Source organism: Roseovarius marisflavi, from assembly GCF_900142625.1.
Classification (GTDB): domain Bacteria; phylum Pseudomonadota; class Alphaproteobacteria; order Rhodobacterales; family Rhodobacteraceae; genus Roseovarius; species Roseovarius marisflavi.
Genome location: NZ_FRBN01000001.1, coordinates 1 through 20,301, shown reverse-complemented (window position 1 = coordinate 20,301; position 20,301 = coordinate 1). Strand labels below are relative to the sequence as shown.

At 62.1% G+C, this 20,301-nt stretch carries 14 protein-coding genes, 1 tRNA gene and 4 pseudogenes; 8 read left to right on the top strand and 11 right to left on the bottom strand.

What is annotated here, in order from left to right; translation table 11 throughout:
- Positions 1-77: 77 nt before the first annotated feature.
- From BUB78_RS00095 to BUB78_RS00065, 7 genes are all read right to left on the bottom strand, one after another.
- Complete coding sequence (locus tag BUB78_RS00095) at positions 78-866, bottom strand: FAD binding domain-containing protein (protein WP_073193903.1); 789 nt, start codon at positions 864-866, stop codon at positions 78-80.
- Positions 867-877: 11 nt separating this feature from the next.
- Positions 878-3,241: a xanthine dehydrogenase family protein molybdopterin-binding subunit gene (locus BUB78_RS00090; protein WP_073193902.1), complete on the bottom strand. Its 2,364-nt coding sequence runs from the start codon at positions 3,239-3,241 to the stop codon at positions 878-880.
- 62 nt (positions 3,242-3,303) lie between these two features.
- Positions 3,304-3,789: a (2Fe-2S)-binding protein gene (locus BUB78_RS00085; RefSeq protein WP_073193901.1), complete on the bottom strand. Its 486-nt coding sequence runs from the start codon at positions 3,787-3,789 to the stop codon at positions 3,304-3,306.
- Between the two features lie 117 nt (positions 3,790-3,906).
- Positions 3,907-4,899 (bottom strand): molybdopterin-binding protein, encoded by a 993-nt coding sequence (locus tag BUB78_RS00080; RefSeq protein WP_073193900.1) that lies wholly within the window; start codon positions 4,897-4,899, stop codon positions 3,907-3,909.
- The gene (locus BUB78_RS00075) at positions 4,896-5,861 is read right to left on the bottom strand and encodes an XdhC family protein (protein ID WP_073193899.1); all 966 of its coding nucleotides are present in this window, start codon (positions 5,859-5,861) and stop codon (positions 4,896-4,898) included. Before BUB78_RS00075 ends, BUB78_RS00080 begins: the two co-directional genes overlap by 4 nt.
- Positions 5,862-5,933: 72 nt before the next feature.
- Positions 5,934-7,199, bottom strand: a complete 1,266-nt coding sequence (locus BUB78_RS00070; protein ID WP_073193898.1) for a vWA domain-containing protein — start codon at positions 7,197-7,199, stop codon at positions 5,934-5,936.
- Between the two features lie 64 nt (positions 7,200-7,263).
- Positions 7,264-8,172 carry an AAA family ATPase gene (locus BUB78_RS00065; protein WP_139279214.1) on the bottom strand — a complete coding sequence of 303 codons (909 nt, stop codon included), beginning with the start codon at positions 8,170-8,172 and terminating at the stop codon, positions 7,264-7,266.
- 200 nt (positions 8,173-8,372) lie between these two features.
- Here BUB78_RS00065 and BUB78_RS00060 point away from each other — a divergent pair, with 200 nt between their 5' ends.
- The 7 genes and pseudogenes from BUB78_RS00060 to BUB78_RS00030 form a co-directional block, all read left to right on the top strand.
- Complete coding sequence (locus BUB78_RS00060; protein ID WP_073193896.1) at positions 8,373-9,326, top strand: phosphoadenosine phosphosulfate reductase; 954 nt, start codon at positions 8,373-8,375, stop codon at positions 9,324-9,326.
- A 50-nt stretch (positions 9,327-9,376) separates the two neighbouring features.
- The gene (gene pyrC, locus BUB78_RS00055; RefSeq protein WP_073193895.1) at positions 9,377-10,417 is read left to right on the top strand and encodes a dihydroorotase; all 1,041 of its coding nucleotides are present in this window, start codon (positions 9,377-9,379) and stop codon (positions 10,415-10,417) included.
- A gap of 78 nt (positions 10,418-10,495) precedes the next feature.
- Entirely contained in the window at positions 10,496-11,170 is a 675-nt protein-coding gene (locus BUB78_RS00050; protein ID WP_073193894.1) for an orotate phosphoribosyltransferase, read from the top strand.
- A 233-nt stretch (positions 11,171-11,403) separates the two neighbouring features.
- Positions 11,404-12,891, top strand: coding sequence for a replicative DNA helicase (locus BUB78_RS00045; protein WP_073193893.1), 1,488 nt, complete (start codon positions 11,404-11,406; stop codon positions 12,889-12,891).
- Between the two features lie 54 nt (positions 12,892-12,945).
- Positions 12,946-13,713, top strand: a complete 768-nt coding sequence (truA, locus tag BUB78_RS00040) for a tRNA pseudouridine(38-40) synthase TruA (protein ID WP_073193892.1) — start codon at positions 12,946-12,948, stop codon at positions 13,711-13,713.
- A 65-nt stretch (positions 13,714-13,778) separates the two neighbouring features.
- Positions 13,779-13,855, top strand: a tRNA-Arg gene (locus BUB78_RS00035).
- A gap of 349 nt (positions 13,856-14,204) precedes the next feature.
- Positions 14,205-14,360 (top strand): annotated as a pseudogene (locus BUB78_RS00030) (integrase core domain-containing protein); the annotation flags it as partial.
- Between the two features lie 19 nt (positions 14,361-14,379).
- On the opposite strand, the pseudogene BUB78_RS00025 reads toward BUB78_RS00030, so the two are convergent.
- Both BUB78_RS00025 and BUB78_RS00020 read right to left on the bottom strand, forming a co-directional pair.
- Positions 14,380-14,619, bottom strand: a pseudogene (locus tag BUB78_RS00025) (transposase domain-containing protein); the annotation flags it as partial.
- A 234-nt stretch (positions 14,620-14,853) separates the two neighbouring features.
- Entirely contained in the window at positions 14,854-16,020 is a 1,167-nt protein-coding gene (locus tag BUB78_RS00020; RefSeq protein ID WP_073194528.1) for a M20 aminoacylase family protein, read from the bottom strand.
- A 179-nt stretch (positions 16,021-16,199) separates the two neighbouring features.
- Between BUB78_RS00020 and BUB78_RS00015 the strand changes: the two genes are divergently transcribed.
- Positions 16,200-18,524 carry a DEAD/DEAH box helicase gene (locus BUB78_RS00015; protein WP_073193891.1) on the top strand — a complete coding sequence of 775 codons (2,325 nt, stop codon included), beginning with the start codon at positions 16,200-16,202 and terminating at the stop codon, positions 18,522-18,524.
- On the opposite strand, the pseudogene argE reads toward BUB78_RS00015, so the two are convergent.
- Positions 18,521-19,694: pseudogene (gene argE / locus BUB78_RS21500) on the bottom strand (acetylornithine deacetylase). The gene BUB78_RS00015 and the pseudogene argE overlap by 4 nt on opposite strands.
- A gap of 1 nt (position 19,695) precedes the next feature.
- A pseudogene (locus BUB78_RS21360) lies at positions 19,696-20,202 on the bottom strand (ATP-binding cassette domain-containing protein); the annotation flags it as partial.
- Positions 20,203-20,301 lie beyond the last annotated feature (99 nt).

Below are 20,301 nucleotides of genomic sequence, written 5' to 3'. Positions count from 1 at the left end.
ATGATACAGCACCGCCCATGAAAAATGGCAGGCCCGTAAAGGCCCGCCATTCCAATCGCTTCGCATGGCGTTCAGGATCAGTGCGCAGCCGCCACCGCGCGCCGGGTCATCACCGTCACAAGATGGGCGCGGTAATCGCCCGATCCGTGCAGATCGCTGATCATGCCCGATCCATCAACGCTTAGTTCCTCAATCGCCTCGGGGGCGAAATTCGCGCTCAGCGCGGCCTCGGCCTCAGACCAGCGGAACACGCCGCCCTCGGACGCGCCGGTCACCGCCACGCGCACGCCGTCGGCGTATTTGGCGACAAACACCCCGACAAGCGCGAAGCGCGAGGCGGGTTGCTCGAACTTCTGATAGCTGGCCTTTTCGGGCACCGGAAAGCGCACCTCGGTGATGATCTCGCCATCCTCAAGCGCCGTGGTGAACAGCCCGTCAAAGAAATCATCCGCCGCGATCTCGCGATTGCTGGTGATGATTGTCGCGCCAGAGCCAAGAACCGCCGACGGATAACAGGCCGAGGGGTCATTATTGGCCAGGCTGCCGCCGATGGTGCCGCGATTGCGCACCGCCGGGTCGCCGATGTGACCGGCAAGATCGGCAAGCGCGGGATAGGCCCCGGCGCCCGCCGCGACATCGGCATGGCATGTACCACCGCCAATGCAAAGGCTGCCGTCATCGGTCGTACAGATCCCCTTCATCTCGGAAATCCCGGTCAGGCTGACAAGTTTGGCCGGCGCCGCAAGGCGCTGTTTCAGCGTCGGGATAAGGGTCTGCCCGCCGCCAAGCGCCTGCGCCTCTTCATGGCCAAGGGCGCTCACCGCATCGCCGATGGTGGTCGGACGTTCGATATCAAATGCATACATGCTGTCTCTCCTTACCCTTGCATCGCTGCCCAGACCCGCGAGGGGCTGAGGGGCATGTCGATATGGGTTACGTTCTTGCCACCAGATTGCAGCGCGTCGATCACCGCATTGACCACCGCAGGCGGGCTGCCGATGGCCCCCGCCTCGCCGCAGCCCTTCACACCCAAGGGATTGTGGGTACAGGGCGTCTGACAGGAGTGATCGACCGTATAGAACGGCACATCATCGGCGCGCGGCATCGCGTAATCCATGTAGGATCCGGTTTGCAACTGGCCGTTCTCGTCATAGGCGCAGGCCTCAAGCAGGGCCTGTCCGATGCCCTGACCGATGCCGCCATGCACCTGGCCGGACACGATCATCGGGTTGACGATATTGCCAAAGTCATCTGCCGCCGAGAACCGCTCGATGGTGACGCGCCCGGTCTCGGGATCAACCTCGACCTCGCAGGCATAGGCGCCCGAGGGGTAGGTAAAGTTCGACGGATCGTAAAACGCGGTTTCCTCAAGGCCCGGCTCGATATCCTCAAGCGGATAGTTGTGCGGCACATAGGCCGCCAGCGTGACATCGCCCCAGGCGACGGATTTATCCGTGCCCGCAACGCTGAACGCGCCGTCCTTAAGTTCGATATCGGCCTCGCTGGCCTCCATCAAATGCGCCGCGATCTTCTTGGCCTTGTTGATGATCTTCTCGGTGGCGCGCACCATCGCGCTTCCGCCCACGGCGAGCGAGCGAGAGCCATAGGTGCCCATGCCCATCGGCCCGTTGTTGGTGTCGCCGTGGATAATCTCGACCATGCTGGCGTCAATCCCGATCATCTCGGCAATCACCTGCGGAAAGGCGGTTTCATGGCCCTGTCCGTGGCTGTGGCTTCCGGTCATGACCACAAGACCGCCGGTGGCATTCACCCGCACCGTGGCGGATTCATAAAGGCCCGCGCGCGCGCCCAACTGGCCGACAAGGTTGCTGGGCGCGATGCCGCAGGCCTCGATGTAGCAGTTGATGCCAAGACCGCGCAGCTTGCCTTTGGCCTCGCTCGCCTTGCGGCGCGCCTCAAAACCGCTGAGATCACCGATCTCTTGCAGCTTGTCCATGGTGGCATGGTAATCGCCGGTGTCATATTCCACCGCCACGGGCGTGGCATAGGGGAACTCGGTGATAAAGTTCTGACGGCGCAGGGCGATGGGGTCAACGCCCAACTCGCGCGCCGCCTTGTCGATCACGCGCTCAAGCTGGAACGTCGCCTCGGGGCGCCCGGCGCCGCGATAGGCATCGACCGGAACTGTGTTGGTAAAGACCGCCTTGACGTTCACATAGATCAGCGGCGTCTTGTAATTGCCCGCCATCAGAGTGCCATGCAGCCATGTCGGCACCGAGGGCGCGAAGGTCGACAGATACGCCCCCATATTGGCATGGGTATCGGTGCGCAGCGCGGTAAAGTTGTTGTCCTTGTCCAGCGCCAGCTCGATCTTGGTGACGTGATCGCGCCCATGCGCGTCGGACATGAACGCCTCGGAGCGCGTGCTTGTCCATTTCACCGGGCGGTTGAGCGCCTTGGCGGCAAAGGTACAGAACGCCTCTTCGGCATAGTGGAAAATCTTGGTGCCAAAGCCGCCGCCCACATCGGGCGAGACCACGCGCAATTTATGTTCGGGAATGCCAAGCACAAAGGCGCCCATCAGCAGGCGGATCACATGCGGGTTCTGCGAGGTGGTGTAAAGCGTGTGATCGCCGGTCGAGCGGTTGAAATCACCCACCGCCACGCGCGGCTCCATCGGGTTGGCGATCAGCCGGTTGTTGACCAGTTCAAGCGTGGTGACATGCGCGGCCTTCTCGAAGGCCTCGTTCACCGCGCCCTTGTTCTCTTCGACAAATCCCCAGTCATAGCAAAGGTTACTCTTGAGATCGTCATGCACCTTCGGCGCGCCCTCCTTGAGGGCGTCCTTCATGTTCACGACGGCGGGCAATTCGTCGATGTCATATTCGATGGCCTCGGCCGCATCGCGGGCCTGGGCATAGGTTTCGGCAACGATCGCGGCAATCGGATCACCGACATGTCGCACCTTGCCCTGGGCCAGAACCGGATGGGCCGGCTCCTGCATCACCTCGCCAAAGCGGTCGGTGACCTGCCAGCCGCAGGGAATGCCGCCGACGCCCTCGAAATCCGCACCGGTAAAGATGCGCAGCACGCCGGGCATGGCCGAGGCCGCCTCGGTGTCGACCTTGTTGATTAGCCCGTGTGCCACGTCCGAGCGCAGGAAATGCACATAGGCCTGACCGTGCAGGTTGATGTCATCGGTGTAATTGCCGTTTCCGGTCAGAAACCGGACGTCCTCGCGGCGCTTCGTGCTGGCGCCAATGCCTCCGTCTTTGGGCATGTCTTAATCCTCCCTTGGGGTCCGTGTGATGAACGCGGCGTGGGTTTCACCCACCCTACGCATCATTCGGCAGCGATTGCGCTGACGTCCTGGCCGGATGCGGCCAGGATCGCCTTGACGATGTTGTGATAGCCGGTGCAGCGGCAGATATTGCCCTCAAGGTAATCACGCACCTCGGCCTCGGTCGGCTTGGGGTTGTCCTTGAGAAGAGCCGCCGCAGACATCACCATGCCCGGCGTACAGAACCCGCATTGCAATCCGTGATGATCCTGAAACGCCTGCTGGATGGTGTTGAGCGTGCCATCGGGCGCGGCCATGCTCTCAATCGTGAGAACCTCGGCGCCCTCGGCCTCGGCGGCGAACATGGTGCAGGCCTTGACCGCCTTGCCATCCACATGCACCACGCAGGCGCCACACTGGCTTGTGTCACAGCCGACATGCGTGCCGGTCAGTCCAAGGGTTTCTCGCAGAAATTCGACAAGCAGCGTCCGGCCTTCAATCTGGCCCGACGCGGACTTGCCATTCACGGTCATGTTGACCTGTGGCATTGGCACCTCCCGTTGGTATTTATCTTTTCTCCAGATCAGACCTTAGTAGGATCGGCCTGACTGTCCAGTCCGACTAAAGCATGCCCTCCGCAACTTGAGAACCCAAATTCTTGAAATTCAGTCGCGCCCGGCACGGCGCGGTTGCGGACGGGTCGGGATTTCCTTGAGAAGGCCCCCCACCCCCATCGCCGCCATTTCCGCCGATCCCACCGACAGGCCGCAGGCGACCCGCGACAGCACCCAATCGGCGCCATGCAACACCGGGCTGCGGGCACTTCCGGGCAGGCCGATCACCGGGGTGCCGCGCAGATCGCCGAGAAACAAAAGGTTTCCGGGATCGACCGGCATGCCAAAGCGCGTCACCGTTCCGCCCGCAAGCCGCAGCGCCTGCGGCGCGGTATCGAACGGATCAGAGGTGGCCGAGGCCGTGAGAATAAGCACGATATCGCCCCTGGCGGCGGCGATATCCTGTGCGAGGGCGGTGGCGTCATGGGCGCAGGTCCGGGTCTCGATCAGCTCCATTCCAAGGCCGGTCACCCGCGCGGCAATCGCCTCGGCGCCCTTGGTGCCGGGGCCGCCGGGAATATCGGTGACGATCAGGCTGGCGGTTCTGTGCTTTGCCTGCACCAGCCGCACCGCGTCGCGCGCAAGGTCTGCGGCGCGCGCAAGCGCCGCAACGGGCACGCCATAGGCGATGATCTTGACCGTGGCGATCATGCCGCCTGTCCGGATTTGATGAAAATCTGGCACGGTGGCGACGGTGATCATCGGGTCAACCGCATTGGCAGCGTTGATCTTGTCGGCGTCAAGACGCACCACGCCGGGGCGCTCGGCACTGAGGTTCACCCGCCCGGTAAAGGGCGCGCTGAGGTGGATATCGCGGCCCTGCCCCAAAAGCGCGCGCGCCAGTTCTGCGGCGGCGGCGTCTTCGTGCAGATCGCCCGGTTCAAGGCGCGCCACGGTGACCTCGTCAAACCCCGCCGCGCGCAGGACTTTGAGGTGATCGCCGTCAAGCACCACGCCCTTGCGCAAGCGCCCGTCCGGCAATTGCTCGGAATGGGCAAGGATCGCGCCGATCGCCTGATCAATCGGAACGGGGCCGAACTTCACGCGCCGAGCCTTAGAACACGGGTGATTTCCGCCAGCACCGCCACGGCAATCTCGGCCGGGCCCGCCGCGCCGATATCAAGCCCGATGGGACCGTGAATGCGCGCGATTTCATGCTTGGAAAACCCGGCCTGCTCAAGGCGTTCCACCCGCTTGGCATGGGTGCGGGTCGACCCGAGCGCGCCGATATAGAATATATCCGAGCGCAGCGCCTCGGCGAGAGCCGGATCGTCAAGCTTGGGGTCATGGGTCAGCAGAACAAGCGCCGTGCGGCTATCGAGGCCATAGGCCTGCACCGCCTCGTCGGGCCACTCGTGCAGGATGGTTTCACCGGGAAAGCGCGCCTCGGAGGCAAAGCTTTCGCGCGGGTCGATCAACAGCGGGTCATAGCCCGCGATCCGCGCCATCGGCACAAGGGCCTGGGCGATATGCACCGCACCGACTATGATCAGGCGCAGCGGCGGGTTGTGGATGGCCACGAAGGTTTCGCCATCCTCTTCAAAGCCCGAGCGGTCCATGCGAAAGCGTTCGCCGTGGCCCTCGCGCTCAAGCCTCCGTATGGCGGTCATCCCGGTGACATAGGCCACCGGCACGCGCGCGTCGCGTGCCAGAACGAGATCTGCCAAAAGCGGTTCGGGCAGGACCGAGCCGACCGGCTCGACCAGCACCCGGATGGTGCCGCCACAGGCGAGGCCAACCGCAAAGGCATCGCCGTCAGTGACGCCATATTCAAGCATCACCGGCTTGCCGTCCTCAATCGCGTCCAGCGCCTCGGCGACGACTGCGCCCTCGACACAGCCGCCGGAGACCGAGCCGGCAATCTCGCCCGCGCCGGAAATCGCAAGCTGGCTGCCGACCCGGCGCGGCGCGCTGCCCCAGGTTTCGACCACCGTTGCCAGAGCCGCGCCCTTGCCGGCGCGGTGCCAGGCAAGCGCGGTTTCGGGGATGTCGTCAAATCTGGTCATCGTCCTCTCCCTCCGGGGATCATATCTAGCACAAACCTCGCGCCCATCCCCAAGATTTTTCGTCGGAAAATCTCACCCCTCCTCCGAGAGCGCAGCCATGAGGCGGGCCTTTTCGCCAGTATCATCGCGGCGCGAAATTGCCAGCGCCAGATCTTCCAGCGTCGCGATGGAATGGCCCGCCCGGAACGCATCCACATGCGGCAGCATGGCGCGAATGCCTTGCGCCTTGGGCGCGAAGCCTTCCCAACGCAACAACGGATTGAGCCAGATCAGCCGTCGCGACGACAGATGCAGGCGCTCCATCTCATGGCCCAGCGCCTCGGGCGCATCGCGGTCAAGGCCGTCGGTGATCAAGAGAACAACCGCGCCCTGCCCCATCACCCGGCGCGACCAGTCCCGGTTGAATTCATGCAGGCAGGCGCCGATCTTGGTGCCGCCCTCCCAGTCCTGCGCCTGTCGCCCGGCGGCGGCAAGTGCGGCATCGACGTCGCGCGTCGCCAGTTGCCGGGTGATATTTGTCAGCCGCGTGCCAAAGGTAAAGGCATGCACCTTGGCCCAGCCTGCGCCTTTCTGATTGGCCACCGCATGCAGGAAATGCAGGACCATGCGGCTATATTGGCTCATCGAGCCGGAGATATCGCAAATCACCACCAGATTGGGCCAGCGTTCACGCGGTTTTTTGCGGTGGATGCGGCGCATCTCACCGCCGTGGCGCAGCGCGGCGCGCAGGCTGCGGCGGGCGTCGATCTGGCGGCCCTGCGGGCTGGCTTCTCCGCGCCGCGACGCAAAGGGCGCCACCGGCAAGGTCAGACGCGCCAGCATGCGCTTGGCGGCGGTCATCTCTGCGTTGCTCATCTGCTCAAAATCAAGCTGGCGCAGGCGTTCTTCGCCCGACATGGTGGCGCTGGCATCGATCTCGATTTGCACCTCGTCGCTTTCTTGCTCTTCTATCTCGGGGGCATCGCGACTGATCCCGTCAAGCAGCGCCTCGGCCGCGCGCTTTTCGGCGGCCTGCGCGCTACGGTCTTCTTGCACACCACGAATGGCGGGCAGCATCATCGCCATCATGTGTTCGACATAACGCGGATCGCGCCAATAAAGCCGGAATATCTGGGCAAAGACCACCAGATGTTCGGGCCGCGTCACCAGACAGGCACGCAGCGTGTAGAAAAAGTCGGTCCGGCTTGTGAAGCCTGCCACCGCCACGGCGCGGATAGCGTCAATCACCCGGCCTGTGCCAATCGGCAGCCCGGCGGCCCGCAGCGCGCGGGCAAAATGGGTGATGTTATGGGTGAGTTTGGGATCATCCGGCAGATCAAGCCGGGCATATTCGCTCATGGTGCACGATGGGGGGCTGTCTGCCCCCCACACCCCCCGAGAGCATTTGTGCCAAGAAGAAGCATCAGTGCGGGTCCAGGCTTGCCTTGACGTCATCAAGGATGCGTTTGGCCTCGGAGCCCTGGAGTTTCTGGATGTCGTCCTGATACTTGAGGATCGCGCCCAGAGTATCGGCGATCACCTCGGGGCTGAGGCTTATGACATCGAGGGCAAGCAGGCATTTCGCCCAGTCGATGGTTTCCGCAACGCCGGGCTTTTTGAACAGATCCTCGGTGCGAAGGGCCTGGACGAATGCTACAACCTCACGTGAGAGCTGATCGGCAGCCTCGGGGGCGCGGGCCTGTAGTATCTCGATCTCGCGGTCAAAGGTCGGGTAATCGACCCAGTGATAGAGACAGCGCCGCTTGAGAGCGTCATGCACCTCGCGGGTGCGGTTCGAGGTCAGGATGACGATCGGGGGTTCGGGCGCATGGATTGTACCGAGTTCGGGGATCGTCACCTGAAAATCCGACAGGGCCTCGAGCAGAAAGGCTTCGAACGGCTCGTCGGTGCGGTCGATTTCGTCGACCAAAAGGACCGGTGCACCGCCCGCCTGCGGGCGCATCGCCTGCAAGAGAGGGCGCTCGACGAGGTATTCCTCGGTAAAGAGCTCATCCTTGAGGTGGCCGCGATCCACGCCACCTGCGGCCTCGGCGGTGCGGATGGCGATCATCTGTTCGGCAAAGTTCCATTCATAGACCGCGCTTGAGACATCGAGCCCCTCATAACATTGCAAACGGATCAGGCGGCGGCCCAGCGCGGCGGCGATGGCCTTGGCGATCTCGGTCTTGCCGGTCCCTGCCTCACCCTCAAGAAACAGCGGCCGCCCGAGGGTGAGCGCCAGAAAAGTGACCGTGCCAAGGCCGCGCCCGCAGATATAGTTCTGCTCTGCCAGGATATCCTGCACGGCGTCGATGGATGTGGGGTTTTGCACTTTGGCTCTCCGCTTGTGTCCGCTTTGTGCACAGAACTGCATGGCGGCGCGTAATGGTCAAGGGTGCCAACCTGAGACAATCGTGGTAAATACCCCCGGAATGCACACGGATTTACCAAAGTTTTGCCCAAGTTCTCACGCATGATGACGGCAACAAAGCCGCATTCAAGCGGACAGGCATAAGCAAGGTACGAGCAGATATGCAAGATAGCGCCCAGATGTTTGACGCCGATCTATCCGGTCTAGGCTGGGCGGATTGGTGTGAGCGTGCCAATGACCTGGCGGGCGATGACGGCTATTGCCAACCGCTTGGGGCCGGCCATGCGGCCGTGCTTGTGGAGCGCAAGCCAATCTTGCTTGTGACCTTTGAAACCCATCAAAAGCTGACCGAGCTTTCGCCACAGGCACAGCCGTTTGGCTGGAGCATGGTAAAGGCGCTTGGCTGGTCGCATCTCTGTGTGGTCAGCAATGGCAACACCTGGTTTCGCGATGGCCGGGTCTATGGGTTTTTCGACCGGCTTACCGATGACGGCTTTTTTGACGATTTCGAGCAGGTGATCTTTTATGGCGCCGGGCCCTGCGGCTATGCGGCGGCTGCCTTTTCGGTTGCGGCCCCCGGTGCAAGGGTTCTGATGCTTTCGCCTCAGGCCACGCTTGATCCGCGTGTTGCCGAATGGGATGACCGATATATCAAAATGCGCCGCGTCAGTTTTTCTGATCGTTACGGCTATGCCCCCGATATGCTGGATGCCGCCGATAAGGCGGTTTTGCTCTACGATCCCGAGATCGAGCTTGACGCGATGCATGCGGCGCTGTTCACGCGGCCCAATGTCTTGCGATTTCGCACCCGCTATCTTGGCTACCGGATCGAGGCAAGACTGATGCGCATGGGGATGATCCAGAGTGCCCTGGTCCAGCTGAGCACCAACAAGCTTGACCGGCTGAGCCTGTCGCGGCTGTTCCGGGCGCGTCGCGACGATACCCCCTATCTCTTAAGCGTTCTAAAGCGGCTCATGGCCGATCAGCGCGACAAGCTCACGGTGATGCATTGCCGTCGCGCCCTTGACCGCAAGGTTGGCGGCCCACGTTTCCGCAAGGCGCTCTATCTGGCCAAGAGTCGGCTTGAAGAGCTTGAAGGCGGCCCTGAGGTCTGACGGCACACAATCTCTGGCCTTGAGGCGCACGATTGTGTAAGGCCTGCGGCATGAATCAATCCCTGACCCTCCGCCGCCCCGACGACTGGCACCTGCATTTGCGCGATGGCGCGATGTTGCGCGCCGTCCTGCCCGAAACCACGCGCCATTTTGGCCGGGCGATCATCATGCCCAACCTGGTGCCACCGGTGGTGACTGCTTGCGATGCCCTAGCGTACCGCGACCGGATCATCGCCGCGCGCCCCGAGGGGGTGGATTTTACACCGCTGATGACGCTCTACCTCACCGAGCAGACAGACCCGGCGGATGTTGCGGCGGCCCATGCCAGCGGCCTTGTCTCGGCGGTCAAACTCTACCCGGCGGGCGCCACCACCAATTCCGCCAGCGGCGTGCGCGACTTCGACAAGGTGCGCGGTGTTTTGGAAAAAATGGCCGAGATCGGCCTGCCGCTTTGCGTGCATGGCGAAGTGACCGACGCCGAGGTTGATATCTTTGACCGCGAGGCGGTGTTCATCGACCGCGTGCTTGATCCGCTGCGCCGCACCACGCCGGGCCTGCGGGTGGTCATGGAACATATCACCACCGCCAACGGGGTGGAGTATGTCAAAGCCAATGACCGCGATCTTGGCGCCACGATCACCACGCATCACCTGATCATCAACCGCAACCACATCCTCGTGGGCGGGATCAAACCGCATTACTACTGCCTGCCGGTCGCCAAACGCGAAACCCATCGTCTTGCACTGCGCGCGGCTGCCACCTCGGGCGACCCGCGGTTTTTCCTCGGCACGGATAGTGCGCCCCATACCGATGCCCTCAAGGAAAACGCCTGCGGATGTGCGGGCTGCTTCACGGCCACGAATACAATGTCGATCCTTGCCCATGCCTTTGAACAAGACGGCGCTTTGGACCGGCTCGAAGGCTTCACCTCTCTCAACGGCCCGGCCTTTTACGGGCTCACGCCGAATGAGGCGAGACTGACCCTGACCAAGGGCGACACCCCGGTCCCCTACCCGGACAAGATCGACACAGACGATGGCCCGGTCACCGTGTTCGACCCCGGCTTCCCATTATATTGGCGGGTCACCTGATCTTCTTCTTGCTCTAAATATCCTCGCCGAAGGCATGAAAACTCTTTGGAGCTAACCCTGCGAAAAAGGACCACGCGCATGATTCCCTCCTCCTACCCCTCGCCCCAGGACATGGCCCGCCTGAGCGCGCGCATGCTGTTGGAAATCAAGGCCGTGCATTTCAATGCGGATGAGCCATTTACGCTGGCCTCGGGCCTGCCCTCGCCGACCTATATCGACTGTCGCAAACTGATCAGCTATCCGCGCATCCGCTCGACGCTGATGGATTTCCTGACCGTCACGGCGATGCGCAACGCGGGCTTTGAGGCGTTTGACAATATCGCCGGCGGCGAAACGGCCGGCATCCCCTTTGCCGCCCTCGTGGCCGAGAGGATGGCCCTGCCGATGACCTACGTGCGCAAGAAGCCCAAGGGCTATGGCCGCAATGCCCGGATCGAGGGCGCCATGTCCGAGGGCGAGCGCGTGCTTCTGGTCGAGGATATGACCACCGATGGCGGATCAAAGCTCAGCTTCGTCAATGCGATCCGCGAGACCGGCGCGACCTGCGCGCATACGGCGGTGATCTTCTACTACGACATTTTCCCGGAAACAGAGAAAACCCTCGGCGATCATGGGGTCGCTCTGCACTATCTTTGCACCTGGTGGGATGTGCTGGCAGAGGCCCGCGCACAGGGCGCATTTGATACCGCCACTCTGGATGGAGTCGAATCCTTTCTCAACGACCCGCGCGCCTGGCAGGCTGCCCGCCGCTGAGTCGCCACGCCTGGACCTGTGCGATGGCAGGGGAAATTAAATGACATTGCGTCATCCTTGCCACGCGCGCCGGGCTAAAGCACCGAACAAGCACCACATATTGACGAATTCAAAAAACATGAGGCAATATGTACCCCCGTGTGATATCCACAGGGTATCCACAGACATATACAATTTGCGCGCCAGCGCGTGAAATTTGTAATACATCACCCCAAGGCAGGCAGGGGATTAGCATGAACGAAATCGCAGGATTCAACGCCACCGGAGCCGAGGTTCAGGCGGCCGATACCATGCCCCATTCGATCGAGGCCGAGCAACAGCTGTTGGGGGCGATCCTGACCAACAACGACGTCTACGACCGGATTGCCCAGATCATCGGCGCACAGCATTTCTATGACCCGGTGCATGCACGCATCTACGAGGTTGCGGCGGCCCGTATTGCCAAAAATAACCTCGCCTCGCCGGTGACTCTGCGCGCCTTTCTCGAGGATGACGAGGGCCTGAAAGAGCTTGGCGGCCCGGCTTACCTTGCGCGCCTTGCAGGGGCGGCGATCTCGACCTTTGCGGTGCGCGATTATGCGCGGATGATCTATGACCTTGCGATCCGGCGCGAGTTGATCGCACTTGGTCACAATATCGCGGGCAAGGCCGCGCGCGTGGATGTCGACAGCGAACCGAAAGAACAGATCGTCGAGGCCGAACAGGCGCTTTACCAGCTCGCCGAACAGGGCCAGACCGAATCGGGCTTTCAATCTTTCCTCAAGGCGGTCACCGATGCGGTGAACGTGGCCAATGCCGCCTATCAGCGCGAAGGCGGGCTTGCGGGCATTTCAACCGATCTCGTGGATATGGATAAAATGCTGGGCGGGCTGCACAAGTCTGACCTTCTGATTCTGGCCGGGCGCCCCTCAATGGGGAAAACCTCGCTTGCGACCAACATCGCCTTCAACGTCGCCAAGGCCTATAAACGCGGCACCCTGCCCGATGGCACCGAAGGCGCCATTGATGGCGGCGTGGTTGGGTTTTTCAGCCTTGAGATGAGCGCCGAACAGCTTGCGGCGCGGGTTCTGGCCGAAGCCTCGGAAATCTCGTCGCACAAGATCCGTCAGGGCGACATGGACGAGACCGAGTTTCGCCGCTTCGTCGAGGCGGCCAAGACGCTTGAATCCTGCCCGCTGTTCATCGACGACACCGCCGCCATTCCGATTTCGCAACTCGCCGCGCGGGCGCGCCGCCTCAAGCGGACACATGGGCTTGATTTGTTGATCGTCGATTACCTCCAGCTGGTGCGCGGCACCTCGGACAACCGCGTTCAGGAGATTGGCGAGATTTCGATGGGCCTCAAGGCCATCGCGAAAGAGCTGAATATCCCGGTGATCGCCCTCTCGCAGCTTTCACGTCAGGTGGAATCGCGCGAAGACAAACGCCCGCAGCTCAGCGATCTGCGTGAATCCGGCTCAATCGAGCAAGACGCCGACGTGGTCATGTTCGTGTTCCGCGAAGAATATTACAAAGAGCGCGAAAAGCCCGGCGATCACGAACTTGAAAAAACCGCCGAGTGGCAAGAGGCGATGGCGCGTCTGCACGGCAAGGCCGAAGTGATCATCGGCAAGCAGCGTCACGGCCCCATCGGCACGGTCGAGCTTAGCTTTGAGGCGCAATTCACCCGTTTCGGCAATCTGGTCAAGGCCTGGCAGCAGAACGCCGGGCAGGAGTTTTAAGCCACCGCCAATACCGCCTTTTCTGCGGTCGCGTTTTCATTTATGCGCAGGCTCATGCCCAGATACGCCCTTAAAGTAGAATATAACGGTGCCCCCTTCGTCGGCTGGCAACGCCAACCCAATCACCCCTCGGTGCAGGGCGCGATCGAGGCCGCCATTGCCAGAATCGAGCCCGGCCCCCACACCATCGCCGCCGCCGGGCGCACCGATGCGGGCGTGCATGCCTATGCGCAGGTGGCCCATTGCGATCTCGTGCGTGATTGGAGCACGTTTCGTCTGATGGAGGCGGTGAATTTCCACCTCAAGCCGCTGCCGATTGCGATTGTCGGATGCGAGCGGGTGGCTGACGACTGGCATGCCCGGTTTTCCGCGACCGAGCGGCGCTATGTGTTTCGCGTGCTGGTGCGCCGCCCGCCCGTCACCCACGAGCGGGGCCTGGTCTGGCAGGTGCTGCGCCCGCTTGACCTTGAGGCGATGCGCGAGGGCGCAGCCCGTCTGATCGGCTTGCACGATTTCACCACCTTCCGCTCGACCATTTGCCAGTCGGCCAGTCCGGTCAAAACCCTGAACGCCATCGAGATCGAGGAAATCCCGCTCTCGCTTGGCTCTGAGGTGCGGTTTCACCTGCGCGCGCGCTCGTTTCTGCACAACCAGGTGCGCAGCGTCGTGGGCACGCTGGAGCGGGTCGGTGCCGGATCGTGGACGCCCGACAAGGTGCGCAGCGCGCTGCTTGAACGCGACCGCGCGGCCTGTGGCCCGGTCGCGCCACCTCATGGGCTTTATCTGGCCGGGGTCGAATATGACGACAACCCCTTTGCCTGAGCCGCGCGGCGGGGTGCGTTTTCGCTTTGATCTTGGCGCACAGCCACGCTAGAAGCCGGTTCAGCGGTCCCGTAGCTCAACTGGATAGAGCACCTGACTTCTAATCAGGATGTTGGGGGTTCGAGTCCTCCCGGGATCGCCAGTAAGCTTTTTTGTAACGTGCCAAAAAAGGGAGTGCTTGCGCAAAACAAAGCGATAGCGTGCGCAAAACCTCATTTCCGAGAAAGCATAGAGCCGAGCAACCCCATAATATTCGTTTTAATTCAAAGAGATAAGGCGAATTTTTCTATGTATCTGAAAATACCTGTCTTGCGGTGATTTACGGCTGACTTGACACATTGGCGTTGCTCGGCTTTCTGTTGACCCAACAGGTTCCGGAAGCCGTCGTTCGAAACACCTATAGTGAACGGCAGCTTTGGGCCGTTAATGCCCATAAAGCCTTCGTCGGCTCACAATCTTGAATGGCCCTAGCACTCCGTAAAGCGTTCAACCTGAACGCCCACTGGTTCATGAGCCTTGCGGATGCCCGAAAAAAGCTGGAGGATTGGCGTAGACACTACAACGAGGACAGCCCCCACAGCGCGATCGGTTACACCGTCCCGATTGCCATGCATTTTCCGGGCGGCGCAACCAGCCATCCGTCGTGATCAGAGCCGAAGAATTCCACTATCCGGCGGTCCCAAGTTGGGGAGCAGCGCAGGGGAGTAATTCATCCAGCCTGTTAACCTTGTGATCATGGATGCGGTCGAGGATATCGGCGAGGTGAGCCTGCGGGTCGAGGCCGTCCAGCTTGGCCGTTTCGATGACAATCATGGCACGCGCAAGTGTTTCCGCCCCAGTATCAGCGCCCGCGAAGAGCCAGTTTTTTCGTTCTATTCCAATCGGGCGCAAGGCCCGCTCGGCTGGAAGATCTTCTCTTGAATACGTGTCATTGATCGACACTCCTTGATTGCGCTCCATAAGAGCAGAAATGTCAGATCAAGCCGTGTGTTTTACATATTACATGCCTCCCGGTCTCTGCGATCCTCCAAATCTCCCGGCTTCTTCTTGCGACAAATATCCCGGGGGAATCGAGGAAAATTCGCCGAATTTTCCTGGATGGGGGCAGCGCCCCCTGCCCGCCTCACCCCCTGTATGCCCTCAATGTGTCGCTGGCATCCGGTCTTCGACAATGCCCGCCCACCAGCTACAGCCGACCGGGATCGCCTCGTCGTTGAAGTTGTAATCCGGGCTATGCACCATGGCGGTATCGCCATTGCCGATCAGGATATAAGCGCCGGGCCGCTCTTCCAGCATAAAGGCGAAATCCTCGCCCCCCATGACAAGCGGCGCCTCGTTGCATGCGCCGCTGACCTTTTGCGCCACGCTGGCGGCAAAATCGGTCTGCTCCTCGTGGTTGACCATCACCGGATAGCCCCGGTAATAACTGACCTCGGCGCGCCCACCGAAACCACTGGCCACGCTCTTGGCAATCGCCTTGAGCCGCTGTTCCGCCAGATCGCGCATCCCGGTGCTCATGCTGCGCACCGTGCCCTTGAGATGCACCTTTTGCGGAATCACGTTGAAGGCATTCGACGAGGTCTGAAACGAGGTGACCGAGACCACCACCTGATCCACCGGATCGGCATTGCGGCTGGCAATGGTCTGAAGCATTGTCACCATATGCGCCGCCATCACCGTGGTATCGACGGTCTCATGCGGTTTGGCGGCATGCCCCCCCTTGCCCGTCAGCTCGATGTCGAACTGATCGGTGGCGGCGAAAAAGCTTCCGGGGCGGATGGCGAAGGAGCCGAGCGGCTGACCGGGCCAGTTGTGCATGCCGTAAACCTCCTGCACGCCGAACCGCTCCATCAATCCGTCTTCGCACATTTCACGCGCGCCCGCGCCGCCCTCTTCGGCGGGTTGAAAAATCACCACGGCAGTGCCATCAAAATTGCGGGTTTCGACCAGATATTGCGCCGCGCCAAGCAACATCGCGGTGTGTCCGTCATGGCCGCAGGCATGCATCGCGCCGGGCGTCTTGCTGGCATACTCCACCCCGGTCGCCTCGTGTATCGGCAACGCATCCATATCCGCGCGCAGCCCCACGACCTTGCCCGAGCCGGTGCTCTTGCCCTTGATCACACCGACAACCCCGGTGCGCCCGATGCCGGTCACCACCTCGTCACAGCCGAACGCCCGAAGCCTTTCGGCCACAAGCGCACTGGTGCGGTGGGTTTCATACAAGATCTCGGGGTGCGCGTGGATGTCGCGCCGCACGGCGGTGATCTCATCATGCAATTCGGCAAAGCGGTTCTTGACGGGCATCGCGCAGGTCTCCTGATGTCTCATGGAATTTGTCGCGCAGCGTGGCGCAATCACGCCGCAACGGCAAGGGCGCCCGGTGCCCTGCGGGCATTTGGCCATATACATCTGCGCCAAGGTCGGGTAAGGGTCGCGGCTTGCGCCCATGTGCGCCCCTCCCCCCTACCAAAGCAGACCTATCAATGATCATCTCCAGCCTATCCAAAACCCTTGCCGCACGCGGCTATGACACCCTGACAGCCGTGCAAGAGGCGGTCACAGACCCGAACCTTGCCACGTCTGATTTGCTGGTGTCGGCCCAGACCGGCTCGGGCAAGACGGTGGGCTTTGGGCTTGCCATTGCGCCGACGCTTCTGGGTGAGAGCGAAACCCTGCCCCCGGCTGCCGCTCCGCTGGCGCTGATCGTGGCGCCGACGCGCGAGTTGGCCTTTCAGGTCATGCGCGAGCTGAGCTGGCTTTACGCAGAGGCCGGCGCGCGGGTTGCAAGCTGTGTTGGCGGGATGGACATGCGCGACGAGCGCCGCACGCTGGACCGGGGTGCGCATATCGTTGTCGGCACGCCGGGACGGCTGTGTGACCATATCAAGCGCGGCTCGCTTGATATGACATCGCTGCGCGCGGTGGTGCTGGACGAGGCCGATGAAATGCTCGACCTCGGCTTTCGCGAGGACCTTGAATTCATGCTGGCCGCCGCGCCCGAGGATCGGCGCACGCTGATGTTCTCGGCCACCGTGCCGCCGATGATCGCCAAGCTTGCGCAACAGTTTCAGCGCGACGCCGTGCGCGTCAGCACCCAGTCGGGCAACAAGCAACACGCCGATATCACCTATCAGGCGCTGCGAGTCGCCCCGCAGGACGCCGAAAATGCGGTGATCAACCTGCTGCGGTATCACGACGCGCAAAACGCCATCGTCTTTGCCAATACCCGCGCCACCGTGGCGCGTCTCACGGCGCGCTTTGCCAATCGCGGCTTTTCAGTCGTCTCGCTCTCGGGCGAGCTGAGCCAGACCGAGCGCACCCATGCGCTTCAGGCGATGCGCGACGGGCGCGCGCGGGTCTGCGTGGCCACCGATGTGGCGGCACGCGGCATTGACCTGCCCAATCTTGAACTGGTCATTCACGCCGAACTGCCAAGCAACTCCGAGGCGCTTTTGCACCGTTCGGGCCGCACCGGGCGTGCCGGACGCAAAGGCATTTCGGCGCTGATCGTTCCGGCCAAGACCGCCAAAAAGGCCGAGCGCCTTTTGAAATTCGCCAAGATCACCGCCGAATGGACCACCCCGCCGACGCCCGAGGATATTGAGGCGCGCGATCACGAGCGGCTGTTGTCCGATCCGGTCTGGTCAGAAGAGCCCTCAGCCACCGAGGCCGCCTTTGCCGAACAGCTTTTGGCCCAGCACAGCCCCGAACGGATCGCGGCGGCCTATCTGCGGCTTTATCAGTCAAGCTGGTCAGCGCCTGAAGAGCTTAGCCCGCCCGACGCCCGCCCGCCCGCGAAAGAGCACAAGCCCTTCGGCCCGAGCACCTGGTTTGCCCTCTCGGTTGGGGCCAATGACCGGGCCGAAGCTCGGTGGTTGCTGCCGCTGTTGTGCCGTGCCGGCAATCTTGACAAGGATTGCATCGGTGCGATCCGCGTGCAGCCGACCGAGACCTTTGTCGAGCTGACCGAGGCCAGTGCGACCGGCTTTTGGGCCGCGATTGGTGCCGACGGCAAGCTTGAGGATGGCGTGAGCGTGCGTCGCGTCGAAGGCGCGCCCGATCTCGGCCGCAGCTCTGCGCCGCGCGCACCACGCGATGATCGTGGCCCGCGCCGCGACACCCGCCCGCCCCGCGACAATGACGGCGACAGCGCGCGCTACAAGCCCAGCCCGGACGCGGCCCCCGCACCCAAGCCCGCCTATGAAAAACCGGCCTATAAAAAGCCGGCCACCGAAAAATCCGCCGAAAAATCCTATGACAAGCCCCGCGCCGAGAAGTCGCGCTTTGCCAAGCCGAAATCGACCCCGATGACCAAGGCGGTCGAGGACGGCGCGGTCACGCCGTTGCGCAAGCAATCCGGTGAAAAACCCGCCCATAAGGCCCCTAAAAAGGTCTGGGACAGCAAACCGTCAGAGGCCCCCACGGGCAAACCCGCGAGCAAACCCTATGACAAGGCTGCAGGAAAACCCGGCGGCAAGCCGTTTGGCAAACCCGCAGGTAAGCCGTTTGGTAAACCGGGTGCGAAACCGGCAGGCAAACCCTTTGGCAAACCCGGCGGAAAACCGGCAGGCAAGCCCTATGCCAGGACCGATGACCGCACGGCAGATCCCGCCAAGCCCAAGCATAACCCCGCCAGCGATTCCAGCCGACGCTTTACCCCGCCGGGCATGGCCGCGAAACCGGGCAAGCCGGGCGGCGGCAAACCGTTTGGCAAAGGCCCCGGTAAAAAGCCCGTCGGCAAAGGCGGCGCGCCCAAGGGCCGTCCGGGCTTTGGCGGCGCGACGCCCCCGAAGCGCAATAAACCCTAAACGGTCCTGGCCCGGTTCAGCCGGGCCAGCGGGGCATGCATGAAATCATGCCCGGCCTCGAACCGGGCCTTGGTGATGAATTCGTCAGGCTGATGTGCCTGCGCAATATCACCGGGGCCACAGATCACCGCCGAATTGCCGCGGTCCTGAAACTGACCCGCTTCGGTGCCATGGCTCACCACATGGCCGACATTTTCGCCGGTGATCTGGCGCACAAGCGCCTCAGCTGCGCCGCCCTCTTCGGGCTTGAGACCTGGCACCAGAAATTTCGGCATCACCACAATGCGCCTGTCGGGATGAACTGCCTGCATTTCGGCCTCGACCTCGGCGACCCGGGCCATGAAACGCGCGCTCCGAGCATCCGGATGCTTTGCCCGGCACCACCCGGAAATCCATGCCAAAGCGGCAATCCCTGGCGGTAATCTTATGGGCTGTGCCACCTGAGATGGTGCCGACATGAAGGGGTGCCCAAGGCGGCTCGGACATTGCTGCAAGCTCGCTTGGCACGCGGGTGCGGTTTTCGGCGTTCATCCGGTTGGCCCATTCAATCAGCGGCGGCGAGGCCATGTTCGCATTGACCCCGCTATGCATCAGCGAGGAATGCACCTCAAAGCCGATCGCACGTACATTATGGCCAATTCCGCCCTTATGGCCGGTCACCACCTGCATCACCGAGGGCTCGCCGATAATCGCAGGCTCGGCCTTTGGCAGCACCTCGAGCATCCGCTCGATCATCGGCGGCGCACCGACACAGCCGGCCTCTTTGTCGTAACTCAGCGCCAGTTGCAGAGGTCGCGCCACACCGGCATGCTTTGCCTCGACCAGCACCCATATCGCCAGAGTGTCAAAGCCCTTCATGTCGCGACAACCGCGCCCGTAATATTAGCCATCCCGTTCGACCACGGTGAACGGGTCACTGGCCGGCGCGGACCATCGGCTGGCACCACATCGGTATGACCCGACAGAACCACACCGCGGCCGCCCTGGCCCGACATGGGCAAACGGCGCCGCCTTTTGCAGGCTTTCGTCATAATGGCGATGCGCGGTGACGCCATGGCTATTCTGATAGCCCTCGACCCGATCTACGAGAGGTAAATTGCTGTCGCGGCTGACGGTGGGAAAGCTGACCAGCTTTTCCATTAAGTCACAGGGACTCAGGCGTATTGCCATGTTAATATCTGCTGTCAGAGGTCAACACGAAATGGGCCAGTGTCACCTCTTTATAAACCGATGGGTCGGCCACGTATCCCACCGGATGGATGGGCGATGGGATGGATTGGAACATCAAATCCTTCTCGGAATTGCGACGCCTCGGACCGGCGATTGGCACCAACTTAAGCGGGGCCTGTGTATAGGGCGGCTGCGGTTCCTCAAAGACCGCGTGGCGCGGCCCACGCTCGACAATAAGGCCAAGATACGTCGCCACCACATCATGGCTGATGAACAGATACCTCAGGCCAGGATCGGCCTGCGGCTCCATCATCAGGTCAAGCACCTGCGCCTGAACGCTCACGTCAAGCGCCGAGACCGCCTCATCCGCGGTGATCAGCTTGGGATTCAGCGCAAGTGCGCGGGCAATCGCGACCCGCTGACGCTGACCACCGGATCATTCATGCGGAAAACGGCGCAGAAAACGGAGTGGCAGCGCGACCCGGCCAAACAGCATCGCCACCCGGTCATCCGAGATATAGCTAAAAGTTGGTGATGGCCCCTGAGGGGCGGCATATCATGGCGTTGTTCACGCGCCGCAATTCTCATCTGAGAAAAGGATATGCCA

What these genes read in the sequence shown, in the direction of transcription:
- BUB78_RS00060 (WP_073193896.1), top strand. Translation starts at nt 8,373, where the DNA reads ATGCAAGATAGCGCCCAGATGTTTGACGCCGATCTATCCGGTCTAGGC.
- BUB78_RS00095 (WP_073193903.1), bottom strand. Translation starts at nt 866, where the DNA reads ATGTATGCATTTGATATCGAACGTCCGACCACCATCGGCGATGCGGTG.
- BUB78_RS00045 (WP_073193893.1), top strand. Translation starts at nt 11,404, where the DNA reads ATGAACGAAATCGCAGGATTCAACGCCACCGGAGCCGAGGTTCAGGCG.
- BUB78_RS00050 (WP_073193894.1), top strand. Translation starts at nt 10,496, where the DNA reads ATGATTCCCTCCTCCTACCCCTCGCCCCAGGACATGGCCCGCCTGAGC.
- truA (WP_073193892.1), top strand. Translation starts at nt 12,946, where the DNA reads ATGCCCAGATACGCCCTTAAAGTAGAATATAACGGTGCCCCCTTCGTC.
- BUB78_RS00085 (WP_073193901.1), bottom strand. Translation starts at nt 3,789, where the DNA reads ATGCCACAGGTCAACATGACCGTGAATGGCAAGTCCGCGTCGGGCCAG.
- BUB78_RS00070 (WP_073193898.1), bottom strand. Translation starts at nt 7,199, where the DNA reads ATGAGCGAATATGCCCGGCTTGATCTGCCGGATGATCCCAAACTCACC.
- BUB78_RS00075 (WP_073193899.1), bottom strand. Translation starts at nt 5,861, where the DNA reads ATGACCAGATTTGACGACATCCCCGAAACCGCGCTTGCCTGGCACCGC.
- BUB78_RS00020 (WP_073194528.1), bottom strand. Translation starts at nt 16,020, where the DNA reads ATGCCCGTCAAGAACCGCTTTGCCGAATTGCATGATGAGATCACCGCC.
- BUB78_RS00090 (WP_073193902.1), bottom strand. Translation starts at nt 3,241, where the DNA reads ATGCCCAAAGACGGAGGCATTGGCGCCAGCACGAAGCGCCGCGAGGAC.
- BUB78_RS00015 (WP_073193891.1), top strand. Translation starts at nt 16,200, where the DNA reads ATGATCATCTCCAGCCTATCCAAAACCCTTGCCGCACGCGGCTATGAC.
- pyrC (WP_073193895.1), top strand. Translation starts at nt 9,377, where the DNA reads ATGAATCAATCCCTGACCCTCCGCCGCCCCGACGACTGGCACCTGCAT.